13 protein-coding genes are annotated in these 11,368 nt (G+C 41.8%); 2 read left to right on the top strand and 11 right to left on the bottom strand.

Going from position 1 to position 11,368, the window contains the following annotated elements:
• Positions 1 to 67: 67 nt before the first annotated feature.
• From G563_RS0121165 to G563_RS0121145, 4 genes are all read right to left on the bottom strand, one after another.
• Positions 68 to 292 carry a DUF6814 family protein gene (locus tag G563_RS0121165; protein WP_028667061.1) on the bottom strand — a complete coding sequence of 75 codons (225 nt, stop codon included), beginning with the start codon at positions 290 to 292 and terminating at the stop codon, positions 68 to 70.
• An 82-nt stretch (positions 293 to 374) separates the two neighbouring features.
• Positions 375 to 1,973: an MFS transporter gene (locus tag G563_RS0121160; RefSeq protein ID WP_028667060.1), complete on the bottom strand. Its 1,599-nt coding sequence runs from the start codon at positions 1,971 to 1,973 to the stop codon at positions 375 to 377.
• Between the two features lie 94 nt (positions 1,974 to 2,067).
• The gene (locus G563_RS0121155) at positions 2,068 to 3,453 is read right to left on the bottom strand and encodes a hypothetical protein (RefSeq protein WP_028667059.1); all 1,386 of its coding nucleotides are present in this window, start codon (positions 3,451 to 3,453) and stop codon (positions 2,068 to 2,070) included.
• A 405-nt stretch (positions 3,454 to 3,858) separates the two neighbouring features.
• Positions 3,859 to 4,281, bottom strand: a complete 423-nt coding sequence (locus G563_RS0121145) for an IS1/IS1595 family N-terminal zinc-binding domain-containing protein (RefSeq protein WP_028667058.1) — start codon at positions 4,279 to 4,281, stop codon at positions 3,859 to 3,861.
• A gap of 187 nt (positions 4,282 to 4,468) precedes the next feature.
• Here G563_RS0121145 and G563_RS0121140 point away from each other — a divergent pair, with 187 nt between their 5' ends.
• Together G563_RS0121140 and G563_RS0121135 are read left to right on the top strand one after the other, a co-directional pair.
• Positions 4,469 to 4,876, top strand: coding sequence for a GNAT family N-acetyltransferase (locus G563_RS0121140; protein WP_028667057.1), 408 nt, complete (start codon positions 4,469 to 4,471; stop codon positions 4,874 to 4,876).
• A 16-nt stretch (positions 4,877 to 4,892) separates the two neighbouring features.
• A complete protein-coding gene (locus tag G563_RS0121135; RefSeq protein ID WP_037327754.1) occupies positions 4,893 to 5,408 on the top strand; it encodes a hypothetical protein in 516 nt (171 codons plus the stop codon).
• 43 nt (positions 5,409 to 5,451) lie between these two features.
• On the opposite strand, the gene accC is transcribed toward G563_RS0121135, so the two are convergent.
• The 7 genes from accC to G563_RS0121100 form a co-directional block, all read right to left on the bottom strand.
• Entirely contained in the window at positions 5,452 to 6,795 is a 1,344-nt protein-coding gene (accC, locus tag G563_RS0121130) for an acetyl-CoA carboxylase biotin carboxylase subunit (protein WP_028667055.1), read from the bottom strand.
• An 87-nt stretch (positions 6,796 to 6,882) separates the two neighbouring features.
• Positions 6,883 to 7,365 carry an acetyl-CoA carboxylase biotin carboxyl carrier protein gene (gene accB / locus G563_RS0121125; protein ID WP_028667054.1) on the bottom strand — a complete coding sequence of 161 codons (483 nt, stop codon included), beginning with the start codon at positions 7,363 to 7,365 and terminating at the stop codon, positions 6,883 to 6,885.
• A gap of 80 nt (positions 7,366 to 7,445) precedes the next feature.
• The gene (efp, locus tag G563_RS0121120) at positions 7,446 to 8,009 is read right to left on the bottom strand and encodes an elongation factor P (RefSeq protein WP_028667053.1); all 564 of its coding nucleotides are present in this window, start codon (positions 8,007 to 8,009) and stop codon (positions 7,446 to 7,448) included.
• Between the two features lie 150 nt (positions 8,010 to 8,159).
• Complete coding sequence (locus G563_RS0121115) at positions 8,160 to 9,149, bottom strand: beta-ketoacyl-ACP synthase III (protein WP_028667052.1); 990 nt, start codon at positions 9,147 to 9,149, stop codon at positions 8,160 to 8,162.
• Positions 9,150 to 9,246: 97 nt separating this feature from the next.
• Positions 9,247 to 10,185 (bottom strand): phosphate acyltransferase PlsX, encoded by a 939-nt coding sequence (plsX, locus tag G563_RS0121110; protein ID WP_028667051.1) that lies wholly within the window; start codon positions 10,183 to 10,185, stop codon positions 9,247 to 9,249.
• Positions 10,186 to 10,333: 148 nt separating this feature from the next.
• Positions 10,334 to 10,525: a 50S ribosomal protein L32 gene (rpmF, locus tag G563_RS0121105; RefSeq protein ID WP_028667050.1), complete on the bottom strand. Its 192-nt coding sequence runs from the start codon at positions 10,523 to 10,525 to the stop codon at positions 10,334 to 10,336.
• 100 nt (positions 10,526 to 10,625) lie between these two features.
• Positions 10,626 to 11,234, bottom strand: a complete 609-nt coding sequence (locus G563_RS0121100; protein ID WP_028667049.1) for a YceD family protein — start codon at positions 11,232 to 11,234, stop codon at positions 10,626 to 10,628.
• Positions 11,235 to 11,368 lie beyond the last annotated feature (134 nt).

Here is an 11,368-nt window from a genome sequence, read left to right as displayed (position 1 = left end):
GGGTTAAAAAATGGTTGTCGAAGATATATTTCACCTCAACAACCATCCATACTACTAAACCCTAAACCTAATTTTGATTATCGTATTCACCTTTGAGGGCATATATTCCAAAAGTGGCTAAGCTTCCCACAATGAGGGGGCATAAGATGAAGGTATAAATCCCGGCAGGAATCAAATCTTCCGATTTGCCAGTACTAAACTTTGGAATAGCCTGATTGATTAAAAGATAGTATCCGGCGGCAGCTCCCACGATGAGCCAAAGTACACCGGCAAGTCTTTTTATTGTGTTCATTGTATTTTCGTTTTGAAAAGAATAGATGAAAGGATTTGAAAAAAGCTTTTGTGAGTCAGCTTTTTGGTTATCAAAAGTGGTATTAGTCGTTTACATTACGGTCTTTGCCATTGATATACAATAGCCCAATGACGAAGCAAATACCCGCTATCACAATAGGGTACCAAAGACCCTCCAAATAAGGGGCGGCGTATGGAGCAGCCTGACCAGCGGCAGTGGCGGTTTCGTTGGCTTTGCCAGCTGAGGCTACAAGCGCCGTTGCGATGGTAGGTAGTAATCCTCCAAAAACTCCATTTCCGACGTGATAAGGCAACGACATAGAAGTGTAACGAATGCGCGTAGGAAACATTTCTACTAAGAATGCCGCGATAGGGCCATATACCATGGTGACAAAAATCACTTGAATGAATACCAACCATATCAAGGTCCATTTGTCGCTGTCGTTGATTGTAACGGTTTTTTTGATTTCAGGTTTAGGGGCGTCGGCTGCCGCAACGGCTAAGATTTTCTCAATCTTTTTTTCTTCATATTTAGTGCCGTCTGTAAATTCTTTCTTGGTGGTAGTCGTAATCAACGAATCTTTCGTAGCCACGCCATCCTTTACCTCCAATTTGCGAGATACTTCAATACTCGTCTTGTCGGTGATTTCCGTTTTATTTTTAAAATTGGTGGTTTGGTACATTTTTTCGTAAATCGTACGATACGATAAAATAGCAATGAGCATCCCCGCTAGCATAATACCCTTACGACCAATCTTGTCGGAAAGCCATCCAAAAAATACGAAGAAGGGCGTTCCCAATACCAATGCATAGGTCATAAGTTCGTTGGATTGCTGAAGGTCAATTGCCATTACTTTTTGTAAAAAACTCAACGCATAAAATTGCCCCGTGTACCACACTACCCCTTGTCCCATAGTAGCTCCTAACAAAGCAAGAAGCACAAATTTGAAGTTGTATCGATTGCCAAAAGATTCTTTCAAAGGATTAGTTGAAGTCTTTCCTTCTGCTTTGGCTTTGGCAAAAAGCGGAGACTCGTGCATATTTTTACGAATCAACACCGATACATACACCATCAGGATAGACACCAAAAAAGGTACCCGCCAGCCCCAATCAGCAAAAGCTTCTTTCGACATGCTGTTTTGGGTCACCTGAATCACAATCAGTGATACAAACAAGCCTGCTGTAGCCGTAATCTGAATCCACGAAGTCCAGAAGCCTCGTTTGTCGGCGGGGGAGTGCTCGGCTACGTAGGTAGCAGCTCCTCCATATTCTCCTCCTAGCGCGAGCCCTTGTAAGAGCCTCAATAGAAGCACTAAAGTAGGGGCCAAAAAACCGATGGTTTCGTAGCTAGGAATCAACCCAATCATGAAAGTAGCCCCTCCCATCAGCAGTAGCGTGACCATGAAGGTGTATTTGCGGCCAATCAAATCACCAAGGCGCCCAAAGAAAATAGCGCCAAAAGGCCGCACCACAAACCCAGCGGCAAAGGTAGCTAAGGTAGAAAGAAAGGCGGCGGTGGGATTGCCATCCGGAAAGAATTTGGTAGCGATGATGGTAGCCAAGCTTCCGAAGATGTAGAAGTCGTACCATTCGATCATCGTTCCTACCGATGAGGCGCCGATGATTGCGGCTAGGCTTTGCTTTTTCTGCCCTTTTTCGGCAGCGCTTGCAGTTTCAGACATTACTTTAAAAAGTTAAGGTGTTATAAAAAATAGTAAGGGTTTTTGAGTATGATTTTACTTAGCTTAAATGCCACTCTAGGTATTGAATAGCTTCCTAAAGGTACGTTTGAAATTGAATAATAAACTCTCCTTTACTGCCATCTATCTTATCTTTAGCAAGATAAATAGGGCGGGTAGAATATTGGAGAGTGATTTTGGAATGATGTCCCTCAAGATAAAAATTAGTCCCTACATCGTAGTAGTTGCCACTTTTGCTGAGAGCTTCGAGTTTTTTCCATGTATAAGCGCCAAAAGGCTGTATTCTTACTTTAGGCTTTTCGCTGCTTTTTGGTAATAATACCCCTGCTTGTGTATAAAACATAGTGCCCGTACCGAGTAGAGGGCGGGCATTGCCCGCTCCGGCAAGTGCCTTTTGCCCTTCAAATTTTGGGTCTAAAGTGCCTGTGTTCATAATACCCGCATTTCTGATATAGTTGGGGCCAAAGTTGTATTTATAAATGCCGCTGTAAAGAGTTAAGGCCGTATTTTTCTCTTTTTTACCAATAGGCATATCCAAAAAAGCATCGACCGACATCAAACTTATATTATGTTTTTGGACGACTCCATTTTTTAGACTTTGGGTGCCTTGGGGTTGGTGATAAAACCCCGCACCAATGTTAAACACACGCTTGGTTCCTACATAGGAGCCGACTTTGAATGGCAATACGTTGGACTCTTGATCAAAAAATTGATACTCACAATAGCCAGAGGTAGAGGCTTTGCTGACACCATTGTTATCTACCGCTACTCCTTCTACGGGGGTAAGATTGGTAGCAAAAGGTTTGTTGAGGCTCAAACGGTACTCAAATTTGTTGGCTTTTCCTTTCAAAAACACCCCAAACATCCGGGCAAATTGGTCTGAGTTTTCGATAGTTGCCCACGTAAAAACGGGCGAATCTACAGCCATAAAATTGAGGGTACTATGCATGGTCATGCGGCTTAAACCTAAGTAATAGTGCAAACCAGCGCCAAACGACATCGAAAAAGGGTTAGCTTTTTTGGTCTCAGCATTAAGAGCAGGAATGATAACATATTCACCCCAAAAATCATGAAAAAACAATTCTGGTTTTTTGCCTTGTCCGTAGCCTCCTGTACCCGAGGTTCCGGGGGCACCGCCGTTCAAAAAAGTTTGATTATTGATACCAAAATGAGCTAAAACCATAAATCGAGGGCTCATTTGGGCTTGGACGAGCATCCGAAGCCGACGGGCCCCAATGTCGAAGGTATTGTTTTGACTTACGCCATTGACAAGCGTACCGGGGTTGTTCTGAACAGAACGCATCCAAATTTGACTCCAAGTGATGAAGCGCACATATTTGGTGCCTTCCGAGTTTACATTTAGTTTCATTCCTGCGCCATACTCTGACGACCCTTGAGCCTGTAGATATCCGCTGGAAGCGCAGGCTAGAATAATAGCTATTGCAAAAATTATTTTTTTCATCTTAGGTTAAGAAAGGTTTGAGAGAAGTCTTGGTAAACCCACTGAAACACTGGCGCCTTGAATTTCAATGACGATTCAAAGCACAATAAAATCCAATTAATAAAGAAAATATTGATATAGCTTTGGTCAAAAAGTATAGGTATGACTCTGGAAGAGTCAGAAGGGGGATTTGAGTATTATTTGATGGCTAAAAATTTCAATAAAATGTGGTTTGGGAAGATATTAGCCAAATAATATAGGATACTTAGCTGTCAAAAGAGTAGAATCTGAAAGAGTAATAGCAAAAAATAGTATCTATATTAATTTAACAAAAGTATATCATATTAGCAAAAAACGAAGAGAAACTATAAAAATTAAGCCACAACGGGAGGTCGTGGCTTAACAAAAAAGAAAAAAATGAAGCGACTAATCTTTGAAACGTTCCCATTTAATCATCATGAATTTGTCGCCTAGCTCGGTCACAATCATGCCTGTCCCTTCCAGATTTTTGCGGTCAGCATAAAACTCTGCTAATTCTTTATGATTCATGACTTTGTAAGTTGCATGATGTGTGATACGATCCGGAATTTTGATTTGGTATTTTTTCACCCAGTTCATTACCGATACATGACTTACACCCAAAAGACGCTCAATTTCGCGAAAGCTTACTCCTTCGATATAAAGCTGCAAAGCTTTAATGACATAATAAGAACTAATGCCTTTGCCGAGCTTCTCTACGGTAAAGTTATAATCGCACTTTTTGCAGCGAAATCGTTGGCGATTTTTGATAATTCCGTTTCTGACAGTTTCTAAACTATCGCATTTTGGACATTTTAAGGTAGCAGCCATAGGGAGGGGATAGGTAAATGCTGATAAAGTAAATACTATATTAATTTACCAAATCTAAAGGGAGGAGGGTTATAAAAAAATGTTAATAATCAGTTTTGACATTGATACGCTAAATTAAAATAGATATTTTCGGGATACCAAAATTTTAACTAATTTGGAAACCCATAAGGCAAATTTTAGATACTCCATGATTACTTATCAGCTTGAAAATGACTTGTCAGTCCAAGATTTTAAATCCGTATTGGTACGCTCTACTTTAGGAGAACGCCGTCCTATAGAAGATACAGAACGCCTTGCGATGATGCTACAAAATGCTAATTTGATTGTGACCGCTCGTGAAAATGGCGTCATCATCGGAGTCTCACGCGCTATTACGGATTATGCTTTTTGTACTTATTTGTCAGATTTGGCCGTGGATATAGCTTATCAGAAACAAGGAATTGGCAAAGAGTTGATTCGTCAAACAAAATTGGCAGCCCCACGGGCTAAACTTATTTTGCTTTCTGCGCCCAAAGCAGTGGAATATTATCCCAAAATAGGGATGAAAAACCATCCTCATTGCTATTATATTGATACAGTGAATGAACTTAACTAAAATAACAAAGAGGCAAATGCTCCTCAAAAAGGGAGTATTGGTGCTTATATTGGCCAGTCTAGGGCACATTGTAAAGGGTCAACATACGTTTGTCCAAAATTGTGTAGGCACTTGGAAAGGACAAATGTACATCTATCGCTCTGGAAGTATAAAAGACAGCGTGGAGGTGCGACTCACCGTCGCGCCTATGTCATCTTCTGGAGAATGGACTTGGAAAACCGAGTATCTATCCTCCAAAATGCCTATGGTGAAAGATTACAAATTGAAGACAAAAGACGCCTCCAAAGGCATCTACATAATAGACGAAGGCGACGGTATAGAGCTAATCAATTATTTGTTTGATAATAAACTATACTGCCTTTTTGAAACACAAGGAATCTCCCTTACTGCTACTTACGAGTTACGAGGAGAAGAATTGATTTTTGAAGTAACCTCAGGTAAAAAACAAGCCACAAAAGCCGAAGTGACGAATTTTTCGGTTGACAATCTTCAAAAAGTGGTATTGAAGAGAGCCAATAGTCATTCAAAATAAAAGCGGACCTCGAAGGCCCGCTTTTACTATGATTAGGGGAGTTTTATAACCCACTAAAATCGAAAGTTTCGAGGTATTTAGTTGTAAAATTCCCCGATTGGAAACCTGGGTCATCCATGAGACGAATATGAAACGGAATGGTGGTTTTGATACCTTCAATCACAAACTCTTGTAAAGCACGTTTCATACGGGTCATTACTTCGGCGCGTGATTGACCGCTCACTATTACCTTGGCAATCATAGAATCATAGTTGGGCGGAATGGTATAGCCCGCATACACGTGGCTATCAATTCTGACCCCATGTCCACCCGGAAAATGTAATTGCGTGATTTTTCCAGGACTAGGACGGAAGCCATTGGCGGGGTCTTCGGCATTGATACGGCACTCCATTGCATAGAGCTGAGGCGTATAATTTTGTCCCGAAATAGGCTGCCCTGCGGCTACTTTGATTTGCTCTTTGATAAGGTCAAAATTAGTAACTTCTTCCGTAATAGGGTGCTCTACTTGGATACGCGTGTTCATTTCCATGAAATAAAACTCGCCGTATTTGTCAACCAAAAACTCGATCGTCCCTGCTCCTTCGTAACCAATGGCTGATGCACCTTTGATAGCGGCTTGGCCCATACGCTCACGAAGCTCAGGCGAAACAATAGGAGAGGGGGTTTCTTCTACCAATTTTTGGTGACGGCGTTGGATAGAGCAGTCACGTTCGGATAAATGGCAAACTCGCCCGAATTGGTCACCTACCACTTGAATTTCGATGTGACGTGGTTCTTCCACAAATTTCTCAAGATAAAGGCCGTCGTTGCCAAATGCCGCCCCTGATTCCATTTTGGCATCATCCCACGCTTTTTGAAATTCACTTTCATTTTTGATGATGCGCATTCCACGTCCACCACCCCCTGCGGTAGCTTTGACGATAACAGGATAGCCGATTTCTTTGGCGAGTGCTTTTCCTTCTTCTACTGATTCAAGTAGTCCTTCTGAGCCAGGAATGACAGGTACTCCTGCTGCTTTCATGGTTGCTTTGGCAGTAGCCTTATCGCCCATGTAGTTGATTTGCTCAGCAGTAGCTCCGATGAATTTAATCCCATATTCCGAACAAATTCGTGAGAATTCGGCGTTTTCGGACAAAAAACCATAGCCAGGGTGAATGGCATCGGCATTGGTAATTTCGGCAGCAGAGATGATATTGGGGATACTAAGATAAGACTGACGACTGGTAGGAGGTCCTATGCAAACTGCTTCATCGGCAAAGCGTACATGAAGGCTGTCGCGGTCGGCGGTCGAATATACGGCTACGGTATTGATGCCCATTTCGCGGCATGTACGAATAACCCGCAGCGCAATTTCGCCTCGATTGGCAATAAGTATCTTTTTAAACATAGTTTTTGAGAATTTGAAAATTTGAGAATTTTTTCATTTGGGAATAACAGCTTAGCTTATTTCCAAAATTGACTCATTTTCAAATTGTTAAGCAGGTTCTACCAAGAAAAGTGGCTGGTCGTATTCAACGGGAGTGGCATTTTCAACAAGCACTTTTACGATGCGTCCTGAGATTTCGGACTCAATCTCATTGAAGAGTTTCATTGCTTCCACAATACATACTACCTTGCCTGAAGAGATTTCGTCACCAATTTCTACAAACGAAGCCTTATCTGGGCCTGCTGATCGGTAGAATGTTCCAATCATGGGAGATTTAATGGTGAGGTACTTAGACTCATCAGCTTTAGGAGCAGGAGCCGCAGCTGGTGCTGAAGCAGCCGCAGGACTAGCTACGGGGGCTGCTACTACTGGGGCAGGTGTGGCTACCGGGACTGGAGCAGGAGCTACGTACGTAGTGGTAGTATTATTGCGTTTTACGCTTACTTTCAATTCGCCAGTTTCGATATTGACCTCATCTAAACCAGAGTTTGCGATAAAGTCGAGGAGCTTTTGGATGTCTTTGATTTCCATTTTTTTAGGGGTTAGTGTTCAGCGGTTAGTTCTTTTATAAATACATAACTAGCAACTACTTACTAACTATATTATAAAAATTATTTAACGCGCTCTACATAATCGTAGGTGCGGGTATCGATACGAAGTTTGTCGCCTTGCTCAATAAACATGGGTACCATGATTCGAGCACCCGTCTCTACCTCTACGGCTTTGCGGGGGTTGTTGGCGGTATCTCCTTTGATACCGGGTTCAGCATAGGTTACTTCTAATTCTACAAAAGGAGGGAGTTCGCAAGTAAGAGGCGTGTCATTTTCGGTGTTGAGCAGAATTTCCACTAGTTGGCCTTCTTTCATCAAATCGGCATTACCAACGAGTTTTTCTGAAATAGAAACTTGGTCAAAAGTCTCATTGTCCATAAAGTTGAAACCTGCTTCATCTTTGTACAAAAACTGAAACTCACGACGCTCTACCCGTACAGGATAAATAGTCGCACCTGAGTTGAAAGTATTGTCTAGTACTTTACCACTCGTAAGACTTTTGATTTTTGTACGTACGAAAGCGGCGCCTTTGCCTGGTTTTACGTGTTGAAATTCAATAACTTGGAATAAATCGTTGTTGAAGTTGATAACTAATCCGTTACGGATGTCTGCAGTTGTTGCCATATGATATGGTATATTAGCGATTAGAAAAAATCCGCGCTAGCGGTGATTGTTGTGGCAAGCCACTTTTAAAATCGTTATATTGAGGTTAATCGTTGTGTTGAGAAAATAGCTACTATGGTGTTTCCACTAGGTGGTTGAGTTGAGTATAATCTAATATCCCCATTTTACATATACTGCTCCCCACGTAAAGCCCCCACCAAAAGCGGCTAATATGAGATTGTCTCCTTTTTTGAGTTGAGATTCATAATCCCACAAGCATAGAGGGATAGTGGCCGCAGTAGTGTTGCCGTATTTTTGGATGTTGAGCATTACTTTGTCCATGCCTACTTTCATGCGATTAGCAGTAGCCGAAATGATACGTTTGTTGGCTTGGTGCGGCACTAACCAAGCCACATCTTCGCCGGTAAGATGATTTCTTTCCATGATTTCGGCGGCTACGTCAGCCATATTTGTAACAGCAAACTTAAATACCGAAGGGCCGTCTTGATAAGCATAGTGCCAGCGCTTGTCGATTGTATCGTGCGTAGGTGGATAGCGACTGCCTCCTGCCTTTTGATGCAAAAAAGGCTGCCCCGCTCCGTCAGATTTGATGATACTATCCAGTACGCCAAAGCCTTCGGTGGTGGGTTCGAGCAATACAGCTCCTGCACCATCCCCAAACAACACACAAGTGGTACGGTCGGTATAATCTACAATCGCCGACATTTTGTCGGCGCCTACCACAATCACTTTTTTGTATTTTCCTGTTTCAATAAATTGAGAACCTACAGTAAGCGCATACACAAATCCCGAACAAGCCGCTTGGATGTCAAAGCTTCCAATAGCTCTAATACCTGCCATATCACAAACCAAATTGGCGGTGCTCGGAAATATATAGTCGGGAGTAGTAGTAGCACAAATGAGCAAGTCAATTTCTTCGGGCAAAGTGTGGGTTTTTGCCAACAAACCTTTGACGGCTTCTACTGCCATATGGGAGGTTCCGAGCCCTTCTCCTTTGAGAATGCGACGTTCTTTAATGCCAGTACGGCTAACAATCCATTCGTCATTGGTGTCAACCATTTTTTCCAATTCTGCATTGGTCAAAATATAGTCGGGAACGTATCCCTGTATCCCCGTGATAGCCGCTCGAATTTGACTCATTTTTACCTCGTAAAAGTTATTAGGTTTGAATATAGCCGTTGGAAGTGGAACCAACGGGCGGTGCTGCAAAGTACCGCATTAACTATTAAAGGCTGTTTTAACTAAGGGCTTTGGCAATTTGCACATAGGCTTGAGTTTCGACCTGTTTGCGTGCCCAAGTAATCATATTTTTTATAGCCGTAGCCGACGAGATTCCGTGGGCAATCATGACATTGCCATTGACGCCAATGATAGAACTTCCTCCTACGGCTTCATAGTTCATTTTATCGATATACTCGTCTTGTATTCCTCTTTCTTTGGCAACGGTATAAAACGATTCGGCTAGTTTGAAGAGAGCATTGCCTGTAAAACCGTCGGTGACGATTACATCAGCTTTGTCATCAAAAAAATCGCTTCCTTCCATGTTGCCTATAAAATTAATACGAGTATTATCTTTGAGAAGTTGATGAGCTGCTTGGGCCACCACTGAGCCTTTTTGCTCTTCTTCGCCAATATTCATCAATGCTACTCTAGGGCGTTCGATATTGAAAGTATATTGAGCAAAGATAGAACCAATCACGCCAAATTGTTCAAGTACTTCTGGTTTGCAGTCTGCATTGGCACCAATATCAAGCATTACGGCGTGGCCACCTTTCTTCTGAGGTACAAATCCTACGATAGCGGGGCGTATGATACCTTCAATAGCTTTGATACTAAACAGCGCACCGACGTGCATCGCACCTGTATTGCCTGCGCCACAAAAAATGTCTATTTGTTTCTCTTTGAGTAATTTGAACCCAATTGAAATACTCGAATGAGGCTTTTGAGATAAAGCTTTGGTGGGGTGCTCACCCATTTCTACTACTTCATCGGCATGGACGATTTGGATTTGAGTGCCTTGATAACCGTATTTTTTGAGCAAATCATGAATGATATCCTGTTTACCTATAAGCACAATATGGGCGTTGGGCGGTAGTCCCGCAGTTGCCATCACAACGCCTTCTACGATAGCCTCGGGGGCAAAATCTCCCCCCATTGCGTCTATTCCTATTTTCATTATTGTTTAGAGATATTGAGTATCAAGAGGTCTCAAGGGTTTTGAACTAGGCTGTAAAAATAGCAGATATGTAATACTAAAAAAGCATTTTATTACAACTTTCTACATGAGTTGTAACAAAATGCTTTCACATACAGGGCGTTATGGATTAGGCCTGCTTATAGCCTTCGATAATTACTTTACCCTTGTAAACTAGATTCCCTTCAAAAACGTGTGCGCGGTGCATCAAGTGTACTTCACCCGTTGAAGGGTCAGTAGAAAGCGCTTTGCCTTGAATTGCATCGTGTGTACGGCGTTTATCGCGGCGGGTGCTTGAGTGTCTGCGTTTGGGATGTGCCATTGCCTTATGTTGCTAATAATTGTTTATGTTCGTGATTTATAAAAATGAATTTTAGGTAGTTAGATATAGAATGTATACCAGATTACCTAAAATCTTAGGGTTATTGTTTTCCTTTTAGTTTTTGTAAAGCTTCCCAGCGTGGATCTACTTCTTCAGATTCGGTATCGTCTGAGTCAGTATCTTGATCTTGCGACTGATATACCAATATTCCCTCCTCATCTTCTTCGTATTCATCTTCGGTTTCGTCACTCCGAAAACGAGGATGAAGCTTCTTCATTGGTAAAGCTAGGGCGATATAATCAAAAATATAACGAGCTACATTGATACGAACAGTTTCATGGCGAATGAGTTCGATCTCGTCACCCAACTCTTCATCATGGTCACTATATTTTAAGATTAATCTCTCTTTGAGGTCGATAGACTCATCAAAATCTTCCAAACTACGGTCGCAGACCAAACCTACTTCACCTTGAATATCAAAATTCAAGATGAGCATTGTCGCTGATTTGTCGAGGGTTAAGTGGGTTTTGAAATGACCACTTGAGATTAAATCTTGCTCTAACTCCTCAAAAAATTCGCTCCCTGATTCAAAATCATAGACATATTGCTTGTCTTTTAAGCCGTAAATGTCTATGTCGTACTGTGTTAACGCTTTCACTTCTCTATCAAAATGGGCTGCAAAGTTAGTAGTATTTATTAAAATACGCAAGTTAAATTAGTTTCTTGTTGTCAATACACAGGCATTTGTGTTCTTAAGTGGGGTACGATAATCGCCTAATTACCGATAAAATTAAAATTTAGGGGTTTTATCAAGAAAAAGTTCCGTTTGTCCTCTTGTGTGTC

Source organism: Runella zeae DSM 19591, from assembly GCF_000423565.1.
Classification (GTDB): domain Bacteria; phylum Bacteroidota; class Bacteroidia; order Cytophagales; family Spirosomataceae; genus Runella; species Runella zeae.
This window is presented reverse-complemented; position numbering and strand designations above follow the sequence as displayed.

What these genes read in the sequence shown, in the direction of transcription:
- G563_RS0121165 (WP_028667061.1), bottom strand. Translation starts at nt 292, where the DNA reads ATGAACACAATAAAAAGACTTGCCGGTGTACTTTGGCTCATCGTGGGA.
- G563_RS0121160 (WP_028667060.1), bottom strand. Translation starts at nt 1,973, where the DNA reads ATGTCTGAAACTGCAAGCGCTGCCGAAAAAGGGCAGAAAAAGCAAAGC.
- G563_RS0121155 (WP_028667059.1), bottom strand. Translation starts at nt 3,453, where the DNA reads ATGAAAAAAATAATTTTTGCAATAGCTATTATTCTAGCCTGCGCTTCC.
- G563_RS0121145 (WP_028667058.1), bottom strand. Translation starts at nt 4,281, where the DNA reads ATGGCTGCTACCTTAAAATGTCCAAAATGCGATAGTTTAGAAACTGTC.
- G563_RS0121140 (WP_028667057.1), top strand. Translation starts at nt 4,469, where the DNA reads ATGATTACTTATCAGCTTGAAAATGACTTGTCAGTCCAAGATTTTAAA.
- G563_RS0121135 (WP_037327754.1), top strand. Translation starts at nt 4,893, where the DNA reads ATGCTCCTCAAAAAGGGAGTATTGGTGCTTATATTGGCCAGTCTAGGG.
- accC (WP_028667055.1), bottom strand. Translation starts at nt 6,795, where the DNA reads ATGTTTAAAAAGATACTTATTGCCAATCGAGGCGAAATTGCGCTGCGG.
- accB (WP_028667054.1), bottom strand. Translation starts at nt 7,365, where the DNA reads ATGGAAATCAAAGACATCCAAAAGCTCCTCGACTTTATCGCAAACTCT.
- efp (WP_028667053.1), bottom strand. Translation starts at nt 8,009, where the DNA reads ATGGCAACAACTGCAGACATCCGTAACGGATTAGTTATCAACTTCAAC.
- G563_RS0121115 (WP_028667052.1), bottom strand. Translation starts at nt 9,149, where the DNA reads ATGAGTCAAATTCGAGCGGCTATCACGGGGATACAGGGATACGTTCCC.
- plsX (WP_028667051.1), bottom strand. Translation starts at nt 10,185, where the DNA reads ATGAAAATAGGAATAGACGCAATGGGGGGAGATTTTGCCCCCGAGGCT.
- rpmF (WP_028667050.1), bottom strand. Translation starts at nt 10,525, where the DNA reads ATGGCACATCCCAAACGCAGACACTCAAGCACCCGCCGCGATAAACGC.